The sequence below is a fragment of the Pseudomonas oryzihabitans NBRC 102199 genome (assembly GCF_000730625.1).
Taxonomy (GTDB): domain Bacteria; phylum Pseudomonadota; class Gammaproteobacteria; order Pseudomonadales; family Pseudomonadaceae; genus Chryseomonas; species Chryseomonas oryzihabitans.
In genome coordinates this window covers 265,553-292,040 of sequence record NZ_BBIT01000001.1, presented here as the reverse complement: position 1 = coordinate 292,040, position 26,488 = coordinate 265,553, and the positions used below count along the sequence as shown (strand labels likewise).

Annotated in this window: 27 protein-coding genes; all 27 read left to right on the top strand. The window is 62.7% G+C overall.

Features of this window, described 5'->3' with window-relative positions:
• Positions 1–607: 607 nt before the first annotated feature.
• The 27 genes from POR01S_RS01370 (at position 608) to POR01S_RS01250 (ending at position 26,465) form a co-directional block, all read left to right on the top strand.
• Positions 608–1,468 (top strand): ParA family protein, encoded by an 861-nt coding sequence (locus POR01S_RS01370; RefSeq protein WP_156044998.1) that lies wholly within the window; start codon positions 608–610, stop codon positions 1,466–1,468.
• Between the two features lies 1 nt (position 1,469).
• Positions 1,470–2,234, top strand: a complete 765-nt coding sequence (locus POR01S_RS01365) for a hypothetical protein (RefSeq protein WP_042133202.1) — start codon at positions 1,470–1,472, stop codon at positions 2,232–2,234.
• Positions 2,234–2,935, top strand: a complete 702-nt coding sequence (locus POR01S_RS01360) for a DUF2786 domain-containing protein (RefSeq protein ID WP_042133201.1) — start codon at positions 2,234–2,236, stop codon at positions 2,933–2,935. Before POR01S_RS01365 ends, POR01S_RS01360 begins: the two co-directional genes overlap by 1 nt.
• Positions 2,932–4,344 carry a replicative DNA helicase gene (gene dnaB / locus POR01S_RS01355; protein WP_156044997.1) on the top strand — a complete coding sequence of 471 codons (1,413 nt, stop codon included), beginning with the start codon at positions 2,932–2,934 and terminating at the stop codon, positions 4,342–4,344. The genes POR01S_RS01360 and dnaB overlap by 4 nt, the downstream gene beginning before the upstream one ends.
• Entirely contained in the window at positions 4,341–4,772 is a 432-nt protein-coding gene (locus POR01S_RS01350) for an FYVE zinc finger domain-containing protein (RefSeq protein ID WP_042133199.1), read from the top strand. Before dnaB ends, POR01S_RS01350 begins: the two co-directional genes overlap by 4 nt.
• Position 4,773: 1 nt before the next feature.
• Positions 4,774–5,163 carry a hypothetical protein gene (locus tag POR01S_RS01345; RefSeq protein ID WP_042133198.1) on the top strand — a complete coding sequence of 130 codons (390 nt, stop codon included), beginning with the start codon at positions 4,774–4,776 and terminating at the stop codon, positions 5,161–5,163.
• Entirely contained in the window at positions 5,160–5,399 is a 240-nt protein-coding gene (locus POR01S_RS01340) for a hypothetical protein (protein WP_007160909.1), read from the top strand. The genes POR01S_RS01345 and POR01S_RS01340 overlap by 4 nt, the downstream gene beginning before the upstream one ends.
• Complete coding sequence (locus POR01S_RS01335; protein ID WP_042133194.1) at positions 5,396–5,674, top strand: Arc family DNA-binding protein; 279 nt, start codon at positions 5,396–5,398, stop codon at positions 5,672–5,674. The genes POR01S_RS01340 and POR01S_RS01335 overlap by 4 nt, the downstream gene beginning before the upstream one ends.
• Positions 5,671–7,419: a ParB family protein gene (locus POR01S_RS01330; protein ID WP_042133192.1), complete on the top strand. Its 1,749-nt coding sequence runs from the start codon at positions 5,671–5,673 to the stop codon at positions 7,417–7,419. The genes POR01S_RS01335 and POR01S_RS01330 overlap by 4 nt, the downstream gene beginning before the upstream one ends.
• Before the next feature lie 58 nt (positions 7,420–7,477).
• Positions 7,478–8,233, top strand: a complete 756-nt coding sequence (locus POR01S_RS01325) for an STY4526/YPO1902 family pathogenicity island replication protein (protein WP_162180668.1) — start codon at positions 7,478–7,480, stop codon at positions 8,231–8,233.
• The gene (locus tag POR01S_RS01320) at positions 8,230–9,525 is read left to right on the top strand and encodes an STY4528 family pathogenicity island replication protein (RefSeq protein WP_042133190.1); all 1,296 of its coding nucleotides are present in this window, start codon (positions 8,230–8,232) and stop codon (positions 9,523–9,525) included. The genes POR01S_RS01325 and POR01S_RS01320 overlap by 4 nt, the downstream gene beginning before the upstream one ends.
• 560 nt (positions 9,526–10,085) lie before the next feature.
• Positions 10,086–10,883 carry a PFL_4669 family integrating conjugative element protein gene (locus POR01S_RS01315; protein WP_042133187.1) on the top strand — a complete coding sequence of 266 codons (798 nt, stop codon included), beginning with the start codon at positions 10,086–10,088 and terminating at the stop codon, positions 10,881–10,883.
• A gap of 5 nt (positions 10,884–10,888) precedes the next feature.
• A complete protein-coding gene (locus POR01S_RS01310) occupies positions 10,889–11,464 on the top strand; it encodes a DUF3158 family protein (RefSeq protein ID WP_042133186.1) in 576 nt (191 codons plus the stop codon).
• Between the two features lies 1 nt (position 11,465).
• Complete coding sequence (locus tag POR01S_RS01305) at positions 11,466–11,936, top strand: single-stranded DNA-binding protein (protein WP_042133184.1); 471 nt, start codon at positions 11,466–11,468, stop codon at positions 11,934–11,936.
• A 374-nt stretch (positions 11,937–12,310) separates the two neighbouring features.
• Complete coding sequence (locus POR01S_RS01300; RefSeq protein WP_042133182.1) at positions 12,311–12,625, top strand: hypothetical protein; 315 nt, start codon at positions 12,311–12,313, stop codon at positions 12,623–12,625.
• A 102-nt stretch (positions 12,626–12,727) separates the two neighbouring features.
• A complete protein-coding gene (locus POR01S_RS01295) occupies positions 12,728–12,988 on the top strand; it encodes a hypothetical protein (RefSeq protein ID WP_042133180.1) in 261 nt (86 codons plus the stop codon).
• Between the two features lie 305 nt (positions 12,989–13,293).
• The gene (locus POR01S_RS23260; protein WP_081875147.1) at positions 13,294–13,494 is read left to right on the top strand and encodes a ribosome modulation factor; all 201 of its coding nucleotides are present in this window, start codon (positions 13,294–13,296) and stop codon (positions 13,492–13,494) included.
• Between the two features lie 120 nt (positions 13,495–13,614).
• A complete protein-coding gene (locus tag POR01S_RS23055) occupies positions 13,615–14,571 on the top strand; it encodes a hypothetical protein (RefSeq protein ID WP_156044996.1) in 957 nt (318 codons plus the stop codon).
• Positions 14,528–16,444 carry a hypothetical protein gene (locus POR01S_RS01285; protein ID WP_156044995.1) on the top strand — a complete coding sequence of 639 codons (1,917 nt, stop codon included), beginning with the start codon at positions 14,528–14,530 and terminating at the stop codon, positions 16,442–16,444. The genes POR01S_RS23055 and POR01S_RS01285 overlap by 44 nt, the downstream gene beginning before the upstream one ends.
• A complete protein-coding gene (locus POR01S_RS01280) occupies positions 16,441–18,402 on the top strand; it encodes a DEAD/DEAH box helicase (RefSeq protein WP_042133179.1) in 1,962 nt (653 codons plus the stop codon). Before POR01S_RS01285 ends, POR01S_RS01280 begins: the two co-directional genes overlap by 4 nt.
• Before the next feature lie 73 nt (positions 18,403–18,475).
• Complete coding sequence (locus tag POR01S_RS23625) at positions 18,476–18,703, top strand: hypothetical protein (RefSeq protein WP_156044994.1); 228 nt, start codon at positions 18,476–18,478, stop codon at positions 18,701–18,703.
• 119 nt (positions 18,704–18,822) lie between these two features.
• Positions 18,823–20,109: a PFGI-1 class ICE element type IV pilus protein PilL2 gene (gene pilL2, locus POR01S_RS01275; protein ID WP_042133177.1), complete on the top strand. Its 1,287-nt coding sequence runs from the start codon at positions 18,823–18,825 to the stop codon at positions 20,107–20,109.
• Positions 20,106–21,833, top strand: a complete 1,728-nt coding sequence (gene pilN / locus POR01S_RS01270; RefSeq protein WP_042133175.1) for a PilN family type IVB pilus formation outer membrane protein — start codon at positions 20,106–20,108, stop codon at positions 21,831–21,833. Before pilL2 ends, pilN begins: the two co-directional genes overlap by 4 nt.
• A gap of 3 nt (positions 21,834–21,836) precedes the next feature.
• Entirely contained in the window at positions 21,837–23,195 is a 1,359-nt protein-coding gene (gene pilO2 / locus POR01S_RS01265) for a type 4b pilus protein PilO2 (protein WP_042133174.1), read from the top strand.
• Positions 23,185–23,766 carry a type IV pilus biogenesis protein PilP gene (gene pilP, locus POR01S_RS01260; protein ID WP_052382603.1) on the top strand — a complete coding sequence of 194 codons (582 nt, stop codon included), beginning with the start codon at positions 23,185–23,187 and terminating at the stop codon, positions 23,764–23,766. The genes pilO2 and pilP overlap by 11 nt, the downstream gene beginning before the upstream one ends.
• Before the next feature lies 1 nt (position 23,767).
• Entirely contained in the window at positions 23,768–25,390 is a 1,623-nt protein-coding gene (locus POR01S_RS01255) for a GspE/PulE family protein (RefSeq protein ID WP_042133172.1), read from the top strand.
• Positions 25,380–26,465 (top strand): type II secretion system F family protein, encoded by a 1,086-nt coding sequence (locus tag POR01S_RS01250; RefSeq protein ID WP_042133169.1) that lies wholly within the window; start codon positions 25,380–25,382, stop codon positions 26,463–26,465. The genes POR01S_RS01255 and POR01S_RS01250 overlap by 11 nt, the downstream gene beginning before the upstream one ends.
• Positions 26,466–26,488 lie beyond the last annotated feature (23 nt).

Sequence of the window (26,488 nt, the reverse complement as noted above, 5' to 3'; positions counted from 1 at the left end):
CTGAAGGCTTCACACTGAATCTGCCCCCGCCCTGCGCGGGGGCTTTTTTTGCCGATATGAAGCCAACCGTTCGCCACGCCAGGGCGCATGACGCCTCCCCTACCGAACACCTCTCCCCTGTGGCAGTCGAATCCGTGCCCACCGGCGTGGCGCTGACATCCGCGCCGGTTCAGACGCCCGAGGTGACGCTGCCTGTCCGGCAATCTCCAACCGTCCCTCAGGCGCCGGGCACCTTTTCGGCGACTACCGTGCCGGTAGCCGTTCCATCCCAGACGAGAGCGGCACTGTCTGAGCGTCTAGCGTTGGCAGCAGGCCCAGCCTTCAAGCGTACAACCCAGGCCGGCCACACGCCTGACTTGGCGATTACACCTCAGGGCAAGAACTACTCGCAGTCTGAGAGAGCCTTTTAGTTTTCCTGGCCATAGGCCTGAAACGCAAAAACCCTCCTTGCGGAGGGTTTCTGGTGAAGATGGTGGGTCGTGTGGGATTCGAACCTACGACCAATTGGTTAAAAGCCAATTGCTTATGATCCGCCACTGCCCCTAGACAAGACGCGCCTTAAAACGAAAACAAGCGGCCTCTAATGAACCCATTAGAGGCTGCAAACTTGAAAACTACATCTGCGATTTCGACCAAAGGCGGTACAGGAAAAACCACCAAGACCGCCAACCTAGGCGCGTTCTGTGCCGATGCGGGGCTCCGCACCCTTCTGATCGATCTGGATCCTGTCCAGCCATCCCTCTCGTCCTATTACGACCTCGTCGAGCCCGCTCCCTGCGGCGTCTTCGAGCTGATTGCCAGCAACGAGACACGCCTCGACCGCATCATTTCTAAGACAAATATCCAGAACCTGTCGCTGATCTATTCCAACGATCCGCACAACCACCTGATCAACCTCCTCTTGCAGGCGCCTGATGGCCGGCTTCGCCTGGCTCATCTCAAGGACATCTTCCAGGACGACTTCGACCTGGTACTGATTGATACGCAGGGGGCCCGCACCGTGCTCCTTGAGATGGTGATGCTCGCTTCGGACCTCGCCGTCTCCCCCCTCCCCCCTGAAATGCTATCCGCCCGCGAATTCAACCGCGGCACTCTGCAGATGCTGGACGGACTCCGACCCTATGCCCGCCTTGGGCTGCCGGTACCGCCCATCAAGGCCGTAGTGAACGGTCTGGATCTCACCTCAGACGCGCGCCAGCTGGATGCGACCATCCGGGAGACCTTCCGTGGCCATTCCGATATCCAGGTCATAGATACCGTCATCCCTGATGCAGTTGTCTATTGCGAGTCGGCCACTCATGGGGTCCCTGCACATCGTCTGGAGTACAGGCAGCCTAGCAACCGTCAGGCACCCGCTGCCCTGCAGGTCATCCGCAACCTCGCCATCGAACTCTTCCCCGAGTGGACTGAACGCTTCACGGCCATGAATGAGTCGGTTGTGCATGCCCTGGTGAGAGAGGGCAAGTGAGATGGCCACGCCCCAAAAGCATGATCTGACCCAGGCCACAGTTATCACTGCAGAAGTGGTGCTGGAACAGGGAAAGTTCTACGACGCGAAGGATTTTCGCAAGGTGCAGACTGGGCTCTCCAGCGCTGCCCGCGAGCTGCGTGCGCTGACCCAGTACAACAACACGCTCCTCGGCCGCCTCGGCGCGCAGCTCTCCCACGAGCAGCGCGAGCTGCTGAGCAACGCTGCTTCCCTACTGGACTCCGTGAAGCACAACGTCGAGCACGCCAAGGAGCGCAAGGCGCGCGAGGAGAAGGCTGCCGCCAAAATTCGTGAGCAACGAGAGCGACAAGCCGAGCAGCTGGTCGCCCAGCACTTCCAGCTGCCGACCGCAACGGTCGAGCAGCAGATCGACGTACTGAAGCTGTACATCGCCATTAGGCCTGTTACCGACGGCTGGATGCTGAAGGAGGATCATCACCTTCGCGACATGATGCAAAGCCATGCTCCCAAGTGGTCCAGTGAGCGCAGCTGGCGTCTGGACCAAGTATCCAGTCTCATCGCCGACCTGAAATACTCCGTCGAACGCCACCTGGTTCATCCTGGCCACACACCCGCCGAACGGCTGAAGGCCCTCCACGAGCGTATCGCAGAAGTCCGGGAGGCTCAGCTCTTCAAGCCAAGCGCTCAGGAGACCCTCAAGGTCTGGACAGAGGCGCTTCAGGAAGTCGTACTGGTGTCAAACCCGGCACCGGCAGCGGCCCCTTCGCAAGGAGGGGCTGCCTGATGGACACCAACAAGCAGAAGATCCTGGAGCGCGTCGCCAAGTGCTTCGCCCTGGCCAAGGACGCCGGCGCCGCCCCGAACGAAGCTGAGATCGCGCTGCGTCAAGCACGCAAGCTCATGCAGCAGCACAACCTCATGGACGTTGACGTCCAGGCGGTGCTGGCCAGCGAAGCAGTCGTTGCCACCGGCACACGCAAAGCACCCGCCCATTGGCTTCACCAGCTCGCACTGGTGTGTGCCCAGGCATTTGATTGCGATCCCTTGGCCTTTCGTGATCAGCGCCTGGGCTGGGCTTTCAAGTTCGTTGGTATCGGTGTCGGGCCTGAAATGGCCAGCTACGCCTATTCCGCGCTCCACCAGCAGCTCCTGGCCGCGCGCAAGGTGTTCGTCCGCAGACAAACTCGCTGCAAGCTGGCCACCAAACGCCGCCGCGGCCAGGTCTTCGCCGAAGGCTGGATCGAAGCAGTCAGCGTCCAGGTCCACCAGTTCGCCAAGTGCAAACCTGATGAGACCCAGCGCGTCATCGACGCCTACCTGGCCGTTCACCATCCGGACCTGACCACCGTGGAGCTCGAGCACCTTGAGGCAAAAGGCCACGACGTGCGGGCGCGCTACCAGGGCTACGAGTTGGGGACTCAGGCACAGCTCCACCGCGGCGTTGGCCAGCGCCGCGACCAGGTAGCGCTGGGAGGTCGGTCATGAGCGTCGCTCAGCTCCTGGAAGCCCCCGCCCACGATCACACCGTGCATGTCTCAGACGCTGAGCGCGTAGCAGCCGGCTTGATCCCGCCTCACTCCCAAGAAGCCGAGCAGTCCGTCCTGGGCGGACTGATGCTCGACAACAGCACCTGGGACCTGATCGCTGACGTGTTGCTGGAGGAAGACTTCTTCTTCAGGCACCACCAGCTCATATTCCGGCGAATCGCCCTGCTCGCCTCCCAGTCGCGGCCCTTCGATGTCGTGACACTCGCAGAGGTGATGCCTGACGTCGAAGAGGTGGGCGGCCTTGCCTATTTGGGGACCTTGGCCAAGGACACTCCCTCAGTGGCCAACATCGTCGCGTACGCGGAGATCGTCGCCCAGCGAGCGCACCTGCGCCGCCTGATCCTGCTGGGCTTTGCCAGCAGCCGCGAGGCTTCGACACCAGGCGCCAATGCCGCCGAAGTGCAGGAGCAGACTGAGCAGCGGCTGTTCGCGCTCGGACAAGACAGGAAGGCCGCCGAGTTCTGCAATGTCAAAGCGACCTTGCACAAGCTGATCGACATCATCGACGAGCGCTTCAACAACCCCATACCGGTGACGGGCGTTCCTTCAGGCCTAGCCGATCTGGATGCCCTCACCTCGGGGTGGCAGGACACCGACCTGATCATCGTTGGCGCCCGTCCCGCTATGGGGAAGACAGCATTCTTGCTGAACTGCATCAAAAGCGCGCTCCAGCATGCGTGCAGTAAATCAGTCCAGGTCTACAGCCTAGAGATGCCGGCTGAGCAACTGATGCTCAGGTTGGTGGCGATCATCGGCCGCATCGATGCTGCGAAGCTGAAAAGCGGCCAGCTGGAGGATGAGGACTGGCCAAAGCTGACCATGGCCGTCAACACCATCAACGGCTTTGGCGATCGCCTGGTAATCGACGACCAGGCAGGCCTGTCCCCTACGATGCTGCGCGCCAGAGCCCGTCGCGCCGCGCGTCGTTTCGGCCCGCCCGCGCTGATCCTGGTCGACTACCTGCAGTTGATGCGCTGCGAAGGCCAAGAGAACCGCGCCAACGAGATCGCCGAGATCTCTCGCTCTCTCAAGGCGCTCGCCAAAGAGATGAAGTGTCCGGTCATCGCGCTCTCCCAACTCAACCGAGGTCTGGAGTCTCGGCCGAACAAGCGCCCTGGCCTTGCCGATTTGCGTGAATCCGGTGCGATCGAGCAGGACGCCGACGTGATCATGTTCCTGTACCGCGACGAGTACTACCACCCGGATACCGAGCTCAAAGGCATCGCTGAGCTGATCGTTGGCAAATTCCGCAACGGCCAAGTCGGTACGGTCCGTGCCGCCTTCATCGCCAATCAGACGCGCTTCGAGAACCTGAGCGCGCAGGCCTGGCAGGAGATGAACGCATGAATCTCCTGAGCGATGCCCTCGTGCCCGTTACAGATGAGTCGCAACCCTCTTCCCTGCCCTTCCCCTCGATCGTTCGCCGGCGGGAGCCGGCAAGGAGCTGCTCGATGAGCCCGCAAGCTATGTTGTCTGGGGTTACTCACCAGTGCCGCAACTGCGGCCATCACATCTGCCGCCGCCCCCTTACCGCTGATGAAGTTCTGGTCTGCAGCGTCTGCCATTCGCTCGACGTGGAGCCCCTGCAGGTCGTCGATCAGCCAGCACCTGGTCCCTTCCACGACACAACCGTCGTCTTCCGCGTCGCCGGCTCCCGCAATGACGCGGCAGGGCTGATCAAGACCCTGGACCTGCTGTTCAAGGACGATGGTTTGGCCGAGATCGTCGCCATCGAATCGGGCAACCAGCTCCAGCACCGGGCGGGAGGCCAATGACATGCTCTCCCATCACACCCTTGAACAGGATCTCCCTTCTCACACCGATCGCGAACGTGACCGGCGGAGGCTAGATGCAGCGCTGAACGATTTCCTGGCCAAAGGTGGCCAAGTCGTCGAAATAAAGCCCACCGAGCGCGCCGCCGGCGGCCCGAGCTTCGTCATCAGCGCGCAGCGCGAGGAGCTGCGCCAGCTGGCCGAGGCCAAGCCGGCAATCGAAGTTTCCGACGAGGACCTGGTGCGGCTCCTTCGAGCCCGCGCCTTGCTCGGAGATACGCTACGCACCGCGTCCAGGCGCCTACAGCAGCCCCTGGATCGCTGTCATGGCCTTGCCCGGGCGCATCGACTGCCTTCCAAGGTGGGATACGTGAAAGGAGGTAGCCGCACATGACGACGCCCGCCCATGCGCTACGTGGTGCCAACAAGAACCTGCAGGACCTGGTGGCGTTCGCCCTGGATGAGGGCTGGATCGTTGCCCGTACCAAGGGTGGCCACGTCAAGTTCTTGAAAGTCGGCTACTGCCCCATTTTCACGTCTTTCACGCCCAGTGATCGCCGCGCCGGCCTCAATGCCCGCGCCCAACTGCGCCGTGCCCAGCCTATGAACGAATTGGATCAGACCCTATGACTACCGCAACCAAGCGCAAGCCATCCGTACGGAAATCTGCAACAGAGGATGAGAAGTTCGTCGTCCGCTTTCCCAAGGGACTCCGTCCTCAAATCGCCGAAGCGGCCAAGCAGGCCCATCGGTCGATGAACGCCGAGATCATCAACCGCATGGGCCGCACGCTCGAGCTCGAGGATGAGGTCTTTCGCCTGCAGCGCGTAATCGACCAATTGCTGGCCGCCAATGATGAGCCCAGCCGGCCCGCAGCTCGGGCTGCTCAGGAGATTCATGCATGAGCAAGCCCAGCAACGAAGCAGTCACTCAGCGTCTATTAGCGGGCGGGTTTCCCGGATCGAGCGCTCCTGTCGCACGCCTGGCGGATCCCATCAAGGAAACGCCCATGGTCCTCACGCTGGATGAGTTGGCCCCTTACAACCGCAACCCCCGAACCACCCGAAACCCGCTGCACGATGAGATCAAAGCATCCATCCAGGCCCGGGGGTTAGACACGCCTCCGCCAGTCACCAGACGGCCTGGTGAAGAGCACTTCATCATTCGTACCGGCGGCAACACCCGCCTGGCCATCCTCAATGAGCTGTGGAAGGAAACGCGGGACGAGCGCTACTTTCGGATCAATTGCCTATTCCGTCCGTGGTCTGACCGCGGCGAGATCGTCTCGCTGACCGGCCACCTCGCAGAGAATGATCTGCGGGGCAACCTCATGTTCGTCGAGCGTGCGGTCAGTATCGATGCTGCCCGTGAGCTCTATGCCCAGGAAGCCGGCCGAGAGATATCTCAGAGGGAGCTTGTAAGGAAGCTGGCTGAGGATGGATATCGCATATCTCAGTCCCATATCAGCAGGATGCAGGAAGCGTTGCGGACACTAGTGCCCGCAATTCCAAGACTGCTCTATTCAGGCCTTGGCAAGCACCAAGTTGAAAAGCTGCTTACGCTTCGCAGTGCCTCGCTGAAGGCTTGGGTGAGCTTCAACGGTGAGGAGGCAGACTTCGAGTTGCTTTACCAAGAAGTGCTCAACGGCTTTGATGGTCACACCGACAACTTTGTCTTCGAGTCCATCCAGGACGAGCTGATTGGCCAGATCCGGAGAGCGCTGAACGTCAGCTACGAAGAAGTACTCAAGGCGATCCTTGATCACCAAGACAGTAGCCGACGCTCGCAACTTGTGGGGGTGCAGGTGCCCGATGGCCAGGCTCCTCAGGTTCCTACTACCGGTGCTATCGCGCACGCGCCTGGCAACAGTACTAGGCAGGAACAACCATCAGGAGCGCCCAGCAAGCAGAAGCAGGGGGCTGCCTCCCCTTCCACACCACCGCCACTCCCTGAGCGTACCGGTGGCTCCGGCGCAGTCGACACCAATGCGCCGCAGCACACTCCGCCGGATCCCGAGCAGCTCTCCGAACAGGAGCGCGCCGCTCGCCTGAACGGCCACATCGTCACGCCCGATGGCATCGGTCAGAAGGTAAGGGACGTTCAGCGCCGCATCGCGGCCGAGCACGGCGAGACCCTGCCTGACTTCAACAGTGATGCCCTACGTGCGATCCCTGTCCAGGCCGGCGGCCTGCATGCCATCTCGGATATCTGGTACATCGAGCGCAACACTGATACCCCTGAGGAATTGCGTAAGGTCCTGCGAACGCTGGTCTTCGAAGTAGCCCAGCTGTGCGACGTTCCTGGAGAGCTGCTCAAGCCCACCGATTTCGCACTCGGCTTCACGCTTTCTATCCCTCAATCAGAGCTGACCGCACGCGGAACAACGTCTTGGCAATTCCTGCAGTCGTTGACGGGTATGTACAGCTACGTGGTGTCGCGTGATCCAGAAACTGCCGAGGCGCTCAAGGCAAGCATCGCGGAAGAGAACGCGACCTTCGCCCTGAACCTGGGCCAGCTGCTTCTTGGCGATCCCCTTTTCGATAGCAAGCCAGCCAGCACCGAAGGCCGCATGACCGATGCCGCCGTCGTGAAGCTGTTCCGGGTGATCCGTCTCGCCCGCCGGCTGATCGAACTCGAGGCCGGGCAGTAGCCCGGTCACCTTCTGGACCTGCATTAGGAAGTCGCATATGTCCACGAAGTACAACCCCATGAACCAGGCGCTGATGGATCAGATCCTCCATCACCTGCGCAACGGCCAGGTCCAGCGCTGCCTGGACATTGGCCTGGACGTCGAAGTCTTGAACCTGCTGCGCCAGCCCCAGGCTCACAGCATCCTGAAAAATGCTCCGGCACGCTGGTGCAAGGTCCAGATCGATCTCGACATGGTCAAGAAGCTCCTGGAGAACTGCGAACGCGATGAGCGCGAGACCCGCCTCGTGCATCGCGCCATCCAGTTGGGCGCTACCAACGGGATGATCCGCGAGTTCTTCGGCATGGCCCCCAGCGAGATCAGCGTGGTGCGCCAGCTTCTGAACGTCCCCGGTCGCTCCGGCCGGGTGGCAGGGCTCAACGATACCGATCAGGTCTGGTATCGCTTTCTCGACCTGATGAACGCTCACGAGGTGGACCACAAGGACGCCATCGCCCTGCTCGACATCTGCATGATGATCACTGAGGAGCTCAACGGTCCCTTCGACTCCATCAAGGACAGGCACGACCAAATCACCCTCGGCCTCATCTGGAATCTCGTACAGACCTGGCTCAACGAAGGCCTCTACCCACCTAAGATCGCCCGGGCACCGCTCTTGCTGATTTCCGATGCTCGGAAGCGGCGAGATCGGCAGCTCGGTGATGAGCAAGCCGCTGGCGATGCCCTGCCCCAGGTACAAGAACAGGACCAGTCTGCTGCCCTCGGGCAAATGAGCTTGATCGAGCTGGATTCGGCAGAAGGCGATAATAGGTGAAAACCACTGCTCCACGCGGCTCCCATCTACTCGGTCGCGCCCTGGACGTTGCAGCGTCACACCTGAACGTCCATGTCCAAGCCCAACGCGACTACAAGCAAAAAACCGGCGAAGACCTGCCCAGGGAATTCGCCGGCATCGTTTTCAGCGGTAACCCTCACGAGACCGTTCCTCGCCGACTGCTGCTCGATGATCGGCTCTCGCCCCTTGAGCGCAACGCCTGGCAGGTGTTTCGCCTGCTCATGAACGGTGACGGGGTCACTGCGTTCCCGACCTACGATCAGCTGCGCCCCTACCTAGGCAACAACCCAGGCCGTCCTGCTTCGCGTGAGACCGTGGCCAAGGCCTTGACCGTACTGCGCCTGACTCGCTGGCTGAGCCTCGGCCGCCGTGTTCGCGACGCGATTACCGGCCAGGTCCAAGGCAACATCTACATTCTGCACGACGAGCCCGTGGCCTACTCCGAGGCCATCCAACTCGATCACGACTTTCTGCCACTCGTGGCTAATGGCCTTGAGCACACCAATACCTCAGTCCGCGAGATCGCCGGCCTGACTTTTGACGAGATGCTAGTCAGCGAGACCCAGGACCTGCCCACCCGCGTGGAAGTGTTCAGAGAGCGCTTTCGCGCCCAGGGGCTCGAAGATCCGGCACGTGCAGCGACACCTCCCGCTGAGTTCGGATTCCGAACTCCGGTATTGGCAGCTATGAATCAACTGAGTTCGAATTCCGAACTCAGTCAAAAAAGCCTTGTTGATCAGGCTTCGAGCCTCAGTTCGGATTCCGAACTCAGTGCAAATCAAGGGGTTTTGCACTTAGTTCGGAATCCGAACTCATCTAGTACGTATACGAATACAAATACTGATGTATCTAAAAGCTCTGTACTGCGCGAGCAGGCGGACGTGGACCTTGTGTGGCCGAGCGCCTATCAACGGATGACGTCGGAGCAGCAGCACCGCGCCCAGCTCGCGATCCTGGCCGTTCCCGCTGACATTCGAGCTTCCCTGGTCAAGCAATGGGGCGTTCGCTGCGCCTCGGGCGGGGTAGCGAAGCCTCTGGCCTACCTGATGAAACTCATCCAGAAGGCCCAGACCGGTGACTTCAACTCCGATTGGCAGCCCGCCGCAGTTCGATCCGCCGCTCCAGCCATGCCGACCCAGGCCCCTTCGGTACTGACAGTTCCGCGATTTGAGCCTGCCACTGTCCAGCCAAAGGCTGTCAGTGACGCTCAAACTGGGAATGACGTACTCAAGAGCCTTAGGAAGATGATGGGCCGCGGAGGCAGCGAATGATTTGTCATCTCCAAGCGGCCGCAGCTGAAAACCATATCCAATACCGCAATCCAGTGACGGCTACGCAGGGTGATGCCCCGGGCATCACTTCAGCGACAGCCAAACAGGGTGATGCCCTGGGCATCACTTCGGCGACATCTACACAGGGTGATGCCCCGGGCATCACTTCAGCGACAGCCAAGCAGGGTGATGCCCCGGGCATCAGTTCGGCGACAGCCAACCAGGGTGATGCCCCGGGCATCACTTCGGTGACAGCCACCCAGGGTGATGCCCCGGGCATCACTTCGGCGACATCTACACAGGGTGATGCCCGGGGCATCACTTCGGCGACAGCCACCCAGGGTGATGCCCCGGGCTTCACTTCTCTGATCAATGCCAAGGGTGATTCCACTGGAATCACTTATCAAGCGCCAGCAAATCAGCGTGATGTTCCAGGCATGCCCCCGACTTTGCCGTGGGCAAACAACCTCCTCGCACCCAAATACGGTTTTCCGCTGCCCCCCAGCGCCAGTCTCGGCACCCTGCCCGAGCGTCATCTCACAACCCAAGGAATCCTTCTCATGGCTGACACCTTCCAGCTCAACCTGGGCTCGCTCAGATCGAGCGTTAATCTCACCCTGCATACCCATCACGCTTCCCGCCTCTGGTTCGGCCGGCAGCGCTCCGACAACAAGCCCGGCATGATCGGCTTGTCCGGCTTTTCCAACATCATCAACCGCATCTCCGCCGGCGCCGCTAAGGACGATCCCTACTCCGATCTCTTCCTCATCATCATCGAGGACAAGATCGAGGAGTCGGAGCAGCAGCTGACCGCTATAGATGAGCGACTGGACCAGGTCATGGCCATGTTGCCCAAGCAGCTCGATGTAGGGACCAATCTGTCGATCCAGCCGCTCAAGCTGCCGCTCTACCTCAACTCGCCGCTGGCCTTTAAGGGCGTGTACCTGCTCACCCGCTATGACGAGTTGGTGCGCCGGATCCTCCTGGCCGCTCATATCGGCTTGATCGACAACGGATCCAAGGAGGCCTGGCTGGACGAAGGCGCCGCCGTGCTTCGTCGCCTGTACGGCGTCGGCCAGCGCTACAAGGGCTACAGCGGGGCGTCGCGCGACGACATCGCCGCCAACAATGCCCGCGCTACCAACGCCCAGCAGATGTACAGCTTCCTGGAAATGCCCAAGGACGTCCTGGAAGGCACCCGCCGTAGCAAGTTCGCACCGGCGATCCAGCGTCCCGGCGATGTCCCGGCTAGCTCCAGCAATGGCGACGAGGACTTCGATGGCGACTCCGCCGACGAGGATGAGCATTTGGGCGTTATGACCAGCTCCCGCGCCGCTACCGAGATGAGTGAGGCCTGATCGCCATGGCACTGCAACAGTCCACTCAAGGTTCGAAAACCGCAGACCTGCAACAGGCCGCCTTCCAGCCCCTGCAACAGGATGTCTTCGCGAACCTGCAACACGCTCCCTTCTACAAAGGGCTTTTAAAACCCTTTAAAGGTAAGGGAGCACTGGACCAATTAGCCGAGCAGTGCCGTTCCCTTGAAGCCGACCTGAACACCCTGGCCCAAGAGCGGATTCTCGCCCAGGCCCAGCGCTTCCCCTTCACGCTTTTGCCGATCCGGATGACCCACCAGCACACCTCAGCTGGTCCAGTCTTTCTGCGCTGGCAGCAGAGTGGGACACGGAAGATGGGTGTGGGACTTTGGGCGGACCTGTGCCGCCACGACCTGGTCACCGAAACACTGCTCCAGGACCTGCACGCCATGGAGCTGCAGCGCATTGCTTTGAATATGCAGATCAGCCTGGTCCATGCCATCAGCCGGCAGGCCGCCGAGTGCGCCGAGAAGATGGCCCAGGCCGATGCCGTTTACACCGAACAGCTGCAACAGATCATCCAATCCCGCGGCGAAGACGCCGCATCCCAACAGGAGGCCTGACATGGGCACAGCAGTAGTATGGGAAGGCAACATCGGTTCCGCACCCGAGTACAAGCGGTTCCAGAAGGACAATCAGGATCCGCGGCACCTGCTCCGGCTGAACGTCTATTTCGATAACAGCATTCGCCTGCAGGATGGCTCCTACGAGGATCGCGGCGGTTTCTGGGCCAACGTCGAGCTCTGGCACCGGGACGCGGAAAGCTATAGCCGGCTGTACCAGAAAGGTATGCGGGTGCTGGTCGAAGGCCGTGCGGTCCTCGACAACTGGAAGGATGGCAACGGCATCGAGCAAGCCGCGATGAAGGTCCAGGCGAACCGGGTCGGGTTCCTGCCACAACGCATTGAGTCCATCACCATGGGCCAGGGTACGGGTCAGGCGCAGGCGCGGCCGGTAGCGAACGGCCAGTCGCGGACACCTGCCCCCACGCCGGCACCGATGTCCGAAGATTTCGACGACCAGATCCCCTACTAGCTGGCCCCGAAAAATTTGCCGCCCCAGCGTGAAGCTGCCGAAAGACAGGACTCACTCAGCGTGGGCCTGTCGCCCCGGGCCGGGTAGTGGCGGCAAAGTCGCGCCACTGCGTGAAGCTGCTGGGAGATCTACCTCGCACCTCGTGTCTCCCCTGCCACCTGCTCAACCTCGGGGTTGTCAGGAGCTGCGGCCCAACGTGAAGCCGCAGGTGTCACTCACTCGAATAGCGTGGAACTGCACATGGCCAACTCCTAGGTTTCAAACGCGCCGTACAGATTGCCAGCTGCGATATGGTTGCTATCCGTGGCCTGTGTCAGGCAAAAATCAACGAGGTAGCTAAGGTTCGTAGGCTCCGCGCCATCGGAGATGTATCCATGCGCGCCCAGGGCTACATTGATGCCTGCCACGACTTTCTGGGTCTGCACGAAAACGATGTACGGCAGCTGGTCTGGAGCCTGAACGAGTCGCGAATGACTCGACGCGAGCAGTTGGTGGGGGCCTATTTCGGTGATGAAGCTCCAGACGTCACCCATGAGGTAGAGGTCGCGATCGACTGGTGGAACGGTATGGATCAAGCCGAACAAGAGCACTGGCTGAGTCAGGCCGAATCGACATGCCCCTGCGATGCACGTCGGGCCTATCTGGTCTACCTGAAGCAAGAATGCGAGCGCCTCTACATCACACGGTAGCGGCACTGATTGATAGCCGGGTGATTTGGCAGGTGAGTGGCTTCGCCGGCAGGTGGTAAAACCACGATAATCGCACCCTCAATTCGACAGCACCTGACTGTTATGAACGACGAATCCCTCCACTCTGAATTCGATCGCCTCCATTTGGCCGTTCGTTCCGTTCGCGAAGAAATGCTCTCCATCGAGGCGAGGATCGAGCAAAAAAAGCAGGAGATTGATCTCGAAGAGCGCAAGCTGAGCGACCTCAAATGGAAGTGGTGGGAGGCACAGGGGGCACTGGCGAGTTGGGAGCAAAAGGAGATGGCTCAGCGTAGGAAAGACGCCGCACTACAGGCCGAGATCAAAGAGTGGGTACCGGACTAGCCCAGGTCATGATTGTATGAGTAGTGACGAAATCAAGATTGGCTGCCTAGTCTTCCTGGTCATTTTGGCGATTAGGGAAAAACTCCCGGCCGGGGTTAAGACGAGATTCCCGAGGCTTCGCGGCTGCATGAGCATTCTCGGGTACATGGTGATCACTGTGGTTGCGTTCTTCGCTACGACTGGTAGGTAGCGACCCCATCACTGATGCTGGTGAGAGACCACTGGCCAGAGCGCGTTGGTAGCCCAAGGTCGCGCCTCAGCGTGACACTCTCGATCCAATTTGACTCGTTCAGCGTGGAGCACCCATGCCGGTCGCCCCTCAGGAAAGTCCTAACTCGACGGACCACCGCGTGCGCAATGCGCCGCACGCCCGAGCAATGCGCGAGGGGGCCGACGCCGCCCGTGCACACGCTGCTGTCCACCTCTGCCCCTATCGGAATCCTGGCCTCCGAACCTCTTGGCTTCGGGGTTATGCCCAGGCCCAGCAACAGAGCTTTGACTTCTAGGCCAACCTGTTCAGGGCTGGATAGGGTTTCACCTTCCGTATCGCCCTAGCCTACCGTGACCCTAGACCTTCCTGATCACTTCTGAAGGTCTTCACCATGTTTATTCGGACTCTCCTGTGGTTGTCCGTCATCACTGTTCTGGCTGTCGCGGGTGCAGCCGCGTACGGGTTGTACAAATACTTCGACCCTCGCGAGGCCCAATCCCTGCTCTCTTTTGGGTTTCGTGCGCTGGCATTGTGCTGGGGCTGGATGCTGACCTTCTGGGCGACCAAGTTCTCATTGGAATTGCTGGTTGGTGCTCGGGAGGAATATCGAGATCATTGCCGCCGCAAAGAAGCCGTCGAGTGGTACGTCGAGGCCCTTGGTGGGGAGATCACTCAGTCCCAGGCAGACTTCATCAACGAGCGGCTGACCTATGGTGATCGCTGGGAAGCGGCGGAAGGATTGCTCAAGGCCTACTATGGCCCGGGGATTGAAACCAGCGACATCCAACGGCTCGATGACCTGGCGGATCGCGGCTGGCGAGTGACCGGCAAGCTCCAGGTCGACGCGCTTTGCCTGAGCCTTGCAGGCCGGCATCAGATCTACACCCCGCTACGCCTGCTGCCCCAGCACTCGAAAGCCCCTTTGCCGGCCTCGCCTCCCTCACCCTCGCCGTTGAAGCCCTTTCGTGAGGACGATCCCTGGTACTCGCCCGACGTGCTGAAGTTCTTCGCTGCGCGCAACACCTTCACCCTGTTCCAGCGGCACGGTGGCATCGATCTCGACTGGACGCGTAACGATGGCCAGCGCACGGACCCGATCTCGCGCGAGGACTGCGCTGCCATGCTCAAGGCCATGCAAGCCTGGATCAGGCGAAAGACGTCCGAGGCTGAAGCAGCGGCCTTAGGCACCGACCTTGAGTACGTGCGACACGATATTGCTCATATCACCGAGGCACTGGCCTGCGAGCAGCATCAACACTGTCACAGCGTGATGTGGGAAGTGACCAGGGACGATAATCGGGAGCGCGATGACGATGAGCGCCGGGCGGATGAGTATTGCCACCGGCTGTATTCCGAGCCTGCTGATGAGTGAGCTCTCTAGTGCCTGCAAGGCCTCCAGGTACAGCGAGCGGCAGCTTGCCGTTGCTCATACCTGGGCCTCGCACTTCCAGATCAACGGCCCTAAGCGCGACACGTTCATCGACCATTACCTTCGCTCTACGCGGTTCTCCCGCTGCTGGTGTGTATGCGTTCAGATACCCGGCCGCGAAAGCCCTGTCACCATCCTTCGCATGGGGGATTTGGTGCAGCTTTACGATGGTGTGTGCATCCGGACGAAGAAGGTCAAGGCAATCGACCGCATGCCCAAGCGCAAACCGGCGGAGCAATCGGCTTTGCGCTTGGCTCGATACCTGCTTCTGCCTCACATCACCTGGCCGCTCCAACCGCTTATGACTTCGTACTGCGACGCCGCGCGGTCGGTTGCCAGGCAGTTGGCCTGCGACGATCTAGGGGCCTTCGGGAAGGCGTGGGACATTGATGGGCACAGGCACAACCGCTACTTCAGCCCCCGTTCGGCCTATTACCTCACGCAGATCGGCGCGGCGCTCAAAGCCTTTCTCACGGCGCTCGACCAACCGCGCCTGTTCGCGATCCGCTCCGCGAGCTGCCCTTCGGCTGAACTCTACAACTGGCTGTCGCGGGGTAATCCCGAACGACGACATCAGGCGTTGCGGTCACAGCCGATCCTGGTGCCGCTACTGGTGCTGTGCGAAGACGACGACTGGCCTGTGGGACGCCGCCACTTCGCTAATGCACCAGCCCAGCTGCAGGCATCGCTTCGGTGTTATCACCCCAGCGACACGACCCTTGCGGAGGCTCTTCTTGGAACTGCGGTGGATGCAGGGCTACCTCTGGCACCGTTGCTCGCCTGGGTGTTTGGGGCACCAGCCGCCTCGATCCGTTTTCTGGGAAGCGTCCGCCCCAACTGCGCCGGCACCGCCCTCAGCCTCATCAAGCGGGAGGGGCGTGGCTTGGGATGGCTGGGGCTGCTGGTGGGTGCCCAACTAGGTAATCGCCGACCTCAAAACCGCCGTGACTGGCGGGCCATCCATGAGCTGCACCGCTGCGTGCCCCACAGCGCAGCTAGTGTCATCGACTGGTCGCGTCTACTCGCCGGCACTCCGACGGCATGGGATGACCCCCGATGGCCAGGCATCCGCGGGACGCTGACGGATGTCAGGGAGCTGCTCAGCGCTGTGTGTGATGAGTCACCGAGTGCCCAGCGCGCCGCCAGGGGGCTTGAGGACTTTCTTGGACGTAGCTCCTACGCCCAGATCGCCCGCCTGGTGCATGACTTCCACGAGGCCATGACCAGGGCCCGAGAGTTTGCCGACAGCCAGGGTCCGCTACGGGAAACGGATGCACACACCTCCTGGCCGCCTCTGCTGAGCAAGTTGCGCACCGTCGATTGCCCTAATGGCCTGCAGATCCTGGAGCTGGTGTGTCCTGCTGACCTGATGAGTGAGCACCTCGCCCTAGGTCACTGCATTGATAACTACGACTATCAGGCCTACTCCGGGGCGTGCCGCCTGTTCTCCGTGCGGGAGTCAGGCCGCGCCCTAGCCTCGGCGGAACTGGTCTTGCCTCTCGAACGGCCCGGCAAGGGCGTCCAGGCGCAGCGGCAGACACGCTCACCTGGTGAGCTGCAGGTGGTACAGCTGCGCGGACGCCGCAATCGGGCCATCGCAGGTGACGAGCCTGCAGGGGTTGCGTTCGACTGGTTCATGACCGCCCTACGGCGTGGCCGACTGTCGGTCACCCTGGAATGGCCAGATGTCTCGCACACCATGAGTCGATTCGCCAAGGATGCCTGGCGTATGCACTATCATCGATTCCTGTGGGAGTGGCTGACGCACCGTTTGGGCCTTGCTGACGCTGTCGCCGGCCTGGCTCACACGGCATGAAGCGGCCCTCCCTTCGCAATACCTCAGGCACATCCCAGCTCCTGCAGCGCGCCGTGTTCGACGGCTATGATTTTGGCCTCAAGATGCCTTATCTGGAAGGGGCCAACCGCCTGCTGACGGGCCGTGGCGGCACCTTCATTCGCCGCGGCGAACATCCGTTGTCTGGATACTGGCGGCTGCCACATCGACGGCTGCTGGACCTGGACGTGCTCTTTCACCAACTGGGTGAGCTGGCCGACGGTCGTTTTGTCCAGGACTGGCCGGGTTTCAGCCGCAAGATCGCCGACGCCCAGGCCGATGCCCGACGAGACCTCTTCATCTGGGGAATGCGCCTGCGGATCGCGCCGCTGTCCAGTGGCGGCGTGGTGCTCTCCGGCGACTATCATCCGGGCTGCGTCGCCGTGGCCAAGCGTATGCACGGCGCCTTCCTCTCGACGAGCCGCGCTTGGCGAGTGCCAGCCTCCGCCGAGATCCTACGCAGCAACCTGATCCTAGAGCTTGGACTGCTCGAGGAGCAGTTCGAGATGCTCGACGTGCTCCAGGAGCTACTGTCCGACGGATCGGTCAGTGCAGCGCGTGACGTCACAGCGATGTCGATCGGAGGACCTCCGCAGGCGCGCAATGCGTCCTCTGCAGAAGAGGACAGTGCTGCAGACGTCTACCTGGCCGCGGTGCCTGACATCGCCAAGACCAGCTGGACGCTGCAGGCCATCGAGGCCGAGCTCAAGCCGTATTCGCTGATGTCCCACCAGCCTGCCGGAATCCGTCACCTGCTGCAGCGCACCAGCGCGCTGCTGGCCGATGACATGGGGCTGGGCAAGAGTCGCCAAGCGGTGATCGCCGCAGGCATCCAGTCCACTGGCCACCAGATCCTGGTGGTGGTCCTGGCCAGCCTGGTGATCAATTGGGAGCGGGAGATCCAGGCGGTCTATCCGGACGCGCGAATCGCCCGGCAGCGTTATCAGGCTGACGCCCAGTGGGTGATCGTCAATTACGAGCGCCTGGGCGACTTCGTCGCGATCGCCGATCAGTTCGCCGTGATGATCATCGACGAGGCCCACCGGTTGAAGGAGCCCACGGCCGCCTGGACGCGCAACGGCTTCGACATCGCCGCCAAGGTGCCCAATCGCTACCTGCTGACCGGGACACCGGTGCTCAATCGCGAGTCGGAGCTCCATACGCTGCTGCGCCTGTCGGGCCACCCCATCGGGCAGCTGCCACTCAAGGACTTCTGCGAGCGCTTCGCCGGCAGCTCTGAATTTCGCCAGGGGCTACGCGCCGAGATCGGCGACTGGATGCTGCGTCGGCGCAAAGACGTGCTGCCCGATCTCAAGGGTAAGCAGCGGCAGACCGTGCCGGTCGTGCTCGATGAGGCGCAGCAGGTCGAGTACAACGCCATCCGCAACGCCGATCAGCCCGTGTTCGCGCGGTTGGGTCGGCTTCGCCAGCTACTGGAGCGCGTGAAGGTGCCGGTGGTGATGGAAATGCTGGGCGAGCTGGATCCCGAGGACAAGGTGATCCTCTTTTGTGAGTACAAGGAGACGGTGGCCACGTTGCAGCAGCTGTGCGAGGCGGCAGGCCTGGGATGCGTCACCCTGGTTGGCACTGACAGCCTCACGAAGCGGCAGAAGGTAATCGATCGCTTCCAGCAGGACGCCGATTGCCGGGTCTTTATTGGCACGACGTCAGCCGCTGGCACCGGCAACAACCTGACCGCTGCCAACTACGTGTTTTTCCTGGGCCTGCCCTGGACGCCGGGGCTGCAGGACCAGGCCGAGGACCGTGCCTACCGTAATGGACAGCGGCGCCTGGTGGTGGTGAAGATCCCGCTGGTCGAGAACAGCATTGATCTGCAGCTGTGGCAGATGCTTCAAGACAAGCGGCGGATTGCGCAAGACTTGATAGAGCCAGAGCTTGTAGACGAGGTGGAGAAGTATCTTGCCAGACATTTGCAATGATGCAGATCCGAAACCCAGTAGCAGCGCTAGACTGTCCCAGGCCGTTATCCCCAATCACATATGGACGAACGTCATGGCAGATTCGAAACAGAACGATGATGAGAGAGGCAATGACAAGGACGAGGTTGATAAGCCGCTACCTATAAAACCCGAAAACTACGAAGAAAAAGGGAGAAAGATAGGGGCATCCGCTGAGGAGGTTCGAGAGGCTGCAGAGCAATCCGGTTCATCTGTAACCGACGAAGTCCTAGGCAAACAAGTCGCCGAGAATCGTCAAAATAGGAACCGCCTAAAGCCTTAGATAAAGGTTCAGCGGCTCTCTCTCTCTCAACCTATTTGGCTTCAAATACGGTTATCCCCTGCTTCTAGCTAGCTGTGCTGGCACCGTGAGCCCCATCACGAATTGGGGCCACGCCGCACATGACCTGGAAGCTCTCCACCCTCTCTCCGCTGGCACTCGCCGCCGCTCTGGCCGGCTGCGTTGCACACGAATCCGCACCACCGGCTACCGGCCCGGACAGCTCGCGAAATCCTGAGCTGCTACAGCCCGATCTCTATCCGAAAGGCGCTGCCTCAGAGCCCCAGGTGCGCTACGGCCGCTACACGCTGGTGAACACGGCGCCGGAGACCGAGCAACGGGACCTGATGGCCCAGATCATCGACGTGAACATCCCGGCCAACATGAAGCCGACCGTTCGCGACTCCATGCAGTATGTGGTCAACCGTTCCGGCTACAGCCTGTGCGGCCCCGATCAAGGTCACGTGAACATCCTCTTCACCCGGCCGCTGCCGGCCGCCCAGTACAAGCTCGGCCCCATGAGCTTGCGCAACACACTGCAGGTCCTGGCCGGGCCGGCCTGGCAGGTGAAGGTCGATGAGGTCATGCGGTCAGTGTGCTTCGTGCTGCGTCCGGGCTATCAACTGCCTGAGGGCCAACGCTATGCAGCGGCGCACGCAGCGCTCTCGCCAGCCCCGGTCAGCAAACCGATCACAGCGCCCGCCAGCACTGCCGCGGTGACCGTGGCCACCGTCCCGGCAGCCAAGCCGCTGGAGACCCACCCGACACCTGCGAAGGTCGTGGTGCCAGGCGCTTCCGTGCCGAACACCTCTACCCCTGCCGCAGTCGAACCTCTGCCCGCCGGCGCGGCGCTGACATCCGCGCCGGTCCAAACGCCTGGGGTGACACTGCCTGTCCGGCAATCTCCAACCGTCCCCCAGACGCAGGGCACCTCTCTGGCGGCTGCAACGCCTGTAGCCACGCCTTCTCCTGCACCGACGGTAGCACCCAGTCACCAGGTGCCGAAGCCTGCCGCTGTTGTCGCGGCCCGGACCACAAAAGTCGACCACACCACCTCCGTTGCCGCACCGGCACCGGCGAAAGCCGTCGCGCCCACTCCGTCCGCCTACTCCCTACCCTCCGTGCGTCTGACCGAGCCGGCCAGCGTCATCGCCCAGACCTGGGACGCACCGGTCGGCAGCACCTTGCGCCGCAGCGTCGAGGCCTGGGCCAAGCGCGCCGGCTGGCAGGTGGTGTGGACGGCTGACGATCTGGACTACCCCATCGAGGCCGCCCTGCACTTCAAGGGCACCTTCGCCGAGGCCATCGCGCAGGTCTTCCCGCTTTACGACGGCGCCCCGCGCTCCTTCATCGTCGACGGCCGCTCCAGCCAGCGCATCGTCCATGTTTCCGAGAGGAAGAAGTCATGAGTCGTCTTTTCCGCCCCAGCCTGCTGGCAACAGCGGTGCTGCTCGCCAGCTGCAGCTCTGTGCAGCGTGTCGACGAAGCCGCCGGGCGCGCCACCCTGCAGGGGCAGGAGGCCTCCAGTTACGCCGCAGTGCTGCGCAACCAGCAGGCTGAGCCCAAGCGCGACACCGTCGTCTTCAGCGACAAGCCGTGGGTCTCTACCCAGCCCCTGGTCGCCCGTCGCGGCTTGCCCACCGCGAGCGACTGTGAGCTGGTCTACCGTCCCTCTGGGAGCGTTGGCCTCACTGAGATCGCCGGCTATATCACCAGCCAGTGTGGCGTGCCCGTGCTCATCTCGCCGGATGCCCTGGCACCCAGCGTCTACAGCGGCGGCGCGGGCATGGCCGCCATGGCAGGCGGTAGCCCTGATAGCTTGGCCGGCCTGCTGCCGGTCGGCGTCATCAGCGGCGCCGGTGCCACGGCAGGGGCAACCACCACGCCCCCGGCCGCATCTCGCCCGCTGGACGCGACGACCCTCGCCAGCATCGGCAAGGTCAGCGGCCTGGCCTACAGCGGCCGGCTCTCCGGCCTGCTGGATGAAGTCACCGCTCGCCTGGGCCTGGCCTGGCGGTACTCGCCGGCCGAGCGCGCCGTGCGGATCAGCTACTACGATACCCGCGTATTCGACGTCTATGCCTTCGGCGACGACCAGGTCATCGAGAGCACCGTGCGCTCGGGCATGAACACTAGCGCCGGCGTCGGCTCGGGCACCAGCGGTGGTAGCGGCTCCAGCAACAGCGGCGTCTCCGGTGAATCCGGCAGCAGCCAGAGCACCACGGTTCGCCTGAAGTCTTCGATCCTGGCGGACATCCAGAACAACGTGAAGGCGATGCTCAGCACCGCGCCGGCAGGTCGCTCGTTCTTGAGCACCTCGACCGGCACCCTGACCGTTACGGATCGCCCCGAGGTCCTGGACCGGATCCAGGCCTACCTGGACAGCACCAACCGCAGCATCAGTCAGCAGGTGCTGTTCAACGTCAAAGTCTTCGAGGTCACGCTCAACGACACCGACCAGCTGGGCGTCAATTGGGCCGCCGTCTACAAGTCGCTCTCCAACAAGTGGAACCTGTCGCTGGCCAACGTGGTGCCGGGCATCAGCACCAGTGCCATCAGTGGCTCCGTAGGCATCGTCAACACGTCGAGCTCGGCCCTGGCCGGGTCCAACGTCATCATCCAGGCTCTGGCCGAGCAAGGCCGCGTGTCCAACGTGCGTTCGCCCTCTGTCACCACCCTGAACCTGCAACCGGCGCCGCTGCAGATCGGCAACGTGAAGGGCTACGTGGCCGCAAGCTCCACGACCAACACCGCCTCGGTGGGCTCCAGTACGGCGCTCACCCCGGGCACCATCACCAGCGGCTTCAACATGACCCTGCTGCCGCGCGTCATGGATCGCGACGAGCTGATGCTGATGATCTCCATCAACATGAGCTCCAAGCCCACCTTCCAGACCTTCACCTCGAACAGTTCGAGCATCCAGGTCCCGGACTACGACGCCAAGTCACTCTCGCCCAAGGTCAAGCTCAAGAGCGGCCAGACGCTGATCCTGTCCGGCTTCGATGAGCTGAGCGAAGACACCAACAAGGTTGGCGTTGGTGAGCCCGGCTTCTTCGGCCTGGGCGGCGGTCGCACCCGCACCTCGACGCACAGCGTCCTGGTGGTGCTGATCACGCCGATCCTGATGGGCTGACCCATGGCCAAGTCCCTGTTTGGTTCGCGAAAGCGCGCAGCGGCTGCCGCACCGGCGGCAGACGGCACCGTGCAGGTGCTGCACTACCACGGCCGCGACTTCGTGACCGGCCTGATCTGGCACCCCCTGGGCAGCCTGACCAAGTACATGAAGGAAGCCCGCGACTATGGTCGCGAGCATCAGATGGACATCGTCGCCATTCGCCACTCAGGCTCGGTGATCCAGGCCGGCTTCGTCGCGCGCAGCGCCGGCGCCATGAAGGGCATGTACTCACTCGCCGCAGCCCTGGCTGGCCAGCTGGGCAATTCGTGGCTTGCGGCCTGGGCGGTAGATCCGGAAGCCGAGCGCTATGCCCTGGTGGCCGTCCACGACGGCGCCGTGGTGCCCGGCAGCGATCGGGTCGGCTCGCGTGATGAGATCGAGCGCAAGCTGAATCAGCTGCTGGCCCGTAGCCTGGTCTTTGACGAGCTGTATCTGCCGGCGGAGTTCGGCCGCGGTGGCCAGGTCCTGGACATCGAGGCGCTGCTGGCACCGGCCAACCTCAAGCGCGACTACCGCCTGCGTCAGCTCACCCTGGGTCTTTCGACCGGCGAGGCCACCCGGATAGGCCTTATGGCTGTCCTGGTCGTGGGTGGCTTTGCGGGCTGGAAGGTCTGGCAGTCCCACAAGCAGGGCGAGGCGCGCGAGGCTCAGGCCCTGATAGCGGCCCAACAGCAAGCCCAGCTGGCCGCCATGAGCAAGGAGACTGGCAAGGAGCAGCCGCTGCAGGCCCTGGACCATCCCTGGGCAAAGCAGATCGCTCCAGACACCTTCATCGCCGGCTGCAATGGGGTGATCGACAGCCTGCCGCTGGCCATGGCCGGCTGGCGGTTCGACTCGGCGCAGTGCGACGGCGCCCTGGTCTCCAGCGTGTACAAGCGCACGGGCACCAGCTCAGCGCTGGACCTGCTCGCCGTAACTGCCGGCCACTTCGCGGACGACCCGGGCTTCTTTGACGCCGGCAACAGCGCCGCGCTCAAGCGCGACCTGCAGCTGGCCGTGGCCGGCGATGAGTCGTTGGCACCCGCCAGCAGCGCGCTGGCCGCCCTGACGTCGCACTTCAATCGGCAACAGACCGAGCTGACCGTGCGCGAGCTGCCGGTGACCCCGCCGGCGCCACCGGCTCTGCCGGGCCAACCCGTTCCGCCTGCACCGCCGCCACCGGATTGGAAGCACTACGAATTCCAGTACCAGAGCCTGCTACCTCCCGCCGTGATGCTCCAGGACCTGGTTCAACCAGGCCTGCGGCTGCGCGAGATCAAGACCCAACTGCAAGGTGAGCGACTGCTGTGGTCGGTCACAGGAGACCTCTATGTCCAATGACCTCTCTCGTCTGCTGCTCATCGCCGCGATCGCTGTGGCCGCCCAAGGCGCCCACGCCGCTGAAACAGGTGGCATCAACGTCGGCGAGCTGTCTGCCGTGCAGAGCCAGACGCTGTTCTTCAAGGCGCAGGCCGAGCTGAACCAGGCCAAGGCCAGCGCCGGACAAGGCAGCACTGCCAGCCTGCCGGCCTACGCACCGCCGCCTGCTGTGGCACCGGTTGCGTCCACTCATAGCGACCAGGCGCAGCGCGCGCGGAACGCAGCCCCCGAGTACCTGCCGGTGGTGAAGACGCTGTATGGATCGCCCCGAGATCTGCGCGCCACCCTGCTCTACCCGAACGGCCAGACCGCTGAGGCCCGCATGGGCGGCGGCCTGCTGCCAGGCGGGTACAGCCTGTCCGGGATCTCTCTGCAGGGCGTCGAGCTCAGCCGCGGCGGTCGCCGTTTCCCGCTGGGTTTCGCCGACCAGGCACCGGGGTCGATGCCGGTGGCCAGCCAGCCGCTGCCCGGCGCCGAATCTGCCCTGCCGGGGGTTCCGGCTGGCGAGCCCACCGCCCTGCAGGAGCCTTGATATGAGCAGCGCCATCCATTCGCTAGCAGACCAGGAGTCCAAGCCCCGGCCTACGCTGATTGCGCCAGAAGAAACCGCCAGGCAGCTGCATGCGGCCGCCACCGGCGCCGATCGCGAGCTGCTGACTATCGACGGGGGCCGCTGGGCGCTTACGGCTGAGCTACGGCAGCTCTGCGCACTGACTGCAGGAGGTGAGCTATACCTGTCTCAGGCTCACCAGACCGACGCCTATGTCCTGGCCTTCATGGATCGCCTGGAGCGCGCTGGCGTCGACTTCACCGTGAAGCTGGTGACGATGAGCGTGATCAAGGGCCTGTATGACGCCGAGCAGAATGCAGGAACTGGTCTGGCAGCCGCCGGCGCCAACAGCACTCAGCGTCAGCTGGAGGTGATCCGCATCATGGGCATCGCCCACCAGCGCGGGGCCTCCGACATCCACTTCCTGCTGGGTCATGAGATCACCAAGATTCGCTTCCGCGAACATGGCCGGATGACCAACTACAGCGAGATCCCGACCTCGATCGGCTTGGAGCTCTGTTCGGCGCTGTACAACTCCATGTGCGACGTCTCCGAGGAGCATTACCAGCCCGAGACCAAGCAGGACGCCCGCGTCAGCCGTCGCTTCGTCGATCAGCTGGGCCTCTTCGGGGCCCGCGTCGCCACCCGTCCCAAGGCAGACGGCCCGATGATGGTGCTGCGCCTGCTGTACGACGACCAGACCAAACGCAGCGTGGAAGACCTGGGCTTTCTGCCCGAGCACTGTGAACTGCTGCAGCGTGTTCGCACCCTGCCCTATGGGATCAACCTCTTCACCGGCCCGACCGGATCGGGCAAGTCCAAGTCAATGCAGGTCATGATCAACCTCATGGCCGAGGAGTGCCAGGAGACCAAGCACATCCTCACCGTTGAGGACCCGCCTGAGTATCCGATCAACGCCAACCAGACCGCGCTTGGCGCCGACGAAACCTGGGCCGACGCCATCACCAACAGCATGCGTCTGGACCCGGACATCCTCATGTACGGGGAAATGCGTGACCTGGAATCGGCCAAGGCTGCCTATCGCGGCGCCATGACCGGTCACTTGGTGCTGTCCACCCTGCACACCAACAACGCCATCGCCAGCCTGCAGCGCCTGGTCGACCTTGGTGTGGATCAGAGCCTGGCGACCGACCCCGCGCTGACCACCGGCATCATCAACCAGTCCCTGGTGCCCGTGCTCTGCCCTCACTGCCGGATCCCCCTGAGCTCGCCGGCTTCGCGCCGCCGGATCGACAGCGCCTTGTTCGAGCGTCTGGCCAGCCTGATTCCGCTCAAGAACGTCCACCTGCTGGGCGATGGCTGCGACAACTGCCGCGGACTGGGCATCGTCACCCGGACGGTGGTCGCCGAGATCCTGCTGCCGACCCACCGCTTCATGCAGGTCTTCCGCGACGAGGGCGCCTCCGAGGCACGCAACTACTGGGTCAAGGAGCTGGGGGGCGTCACTAAGCTGCGCCATACCCTGATGAAGATCGCCGAGGGCCTGGTCGATCCGGTCATGGCGGAAAAGGTCGTGGGCCCCCTGGACAATGACCGCTACGTGCTCGAGCACGCCGCCGGCAAGGAGGCTGATCATGCTGGCTAAGATCCTGGATGCCTTTAGCACCTTCAGCGATACCTGGCACGCCAAGCAATTTGGCGCCAAGGAGCGGATCCAGTGCTACGAAAGCCTGGTAGCGCTGCTGGAGAACGGCATCAATCTGGACCAGGCGCTGGAGCGCGTGGGCGCCATCTATCAGGAGAAGTCGCGCAAGGCGCGTCATCCGATCGCCCTCGCCTGCCAAGGGATCGGCAAGGGCGTGCGCAATGGCCAGTCGCTGGCCGAAGCCTGCGAGGGATGGATGCCCTATCAGGAGCGCGCCGTGGTCGGCACCGGCGAGCGATCAGGCAACCTGATCCAGGCATTCCATGACGCCGTGCGAATGATCGAGGCCAGCCAGCGCATGCGCTCGCTGATCCTGGGCGCGGCCTTCTACCCCGTCATCACCTGGGGGCTGATGGCCTACCTGCTGCACGTCATTGCCGCGCGCGTCATCCCGGCCATGAAGCGGGCATCCGATCCTGAAAGCTGGTCCGGTGCCTCCGCGTTGCTCTATCACCTGGCCACCTACGTCAACGACTGGGGCCTGCTGACGCTGATCGTCGCGGTAATCGTCATCGTGCTCAGCCTGGTGAGCTTGCCCTACCTGACCGGCCCGCTGCGCCGGCCGCTGGAGGTGCTGCCGCCCTGGTCGATCTATAAGTCCCTGCACGGCTCGACCTTCCTGCTCAACATGGCCGTCATGCTGCGCTCGAACATCAACCAGCTCGAGGCGCTGGAGATCCTGATGAAGGGCGCCAACCCCTGGCTGCGCGAGCGCCTGGTGGCGGCGCATTACGGCGTCCGTCAGGGCAAGAACTTCGGCGTCGCCCTGCAGCTGGCCGGGCATGGTTTTCCTGACCCGATGGCCATCCAGTTCCTGGTCGCGCTCTCGACCACCGGCAGCTTCGCCACCGCGATCCATCGCTACAGCCTGCGCTGGCTGGAGACCTCGCTCAAGCAGGTCGCCGGCATGACCAAGTCCCTCAGCACCGTCTCCACCATCCTGATTGGCTGCCTGATGATCCTCGTGATGATCGGGACCTACAGCCTGACCGGTAGCGCCACAGCCGCACGTTGAACCCTTTCATCAACCCCGAGGTT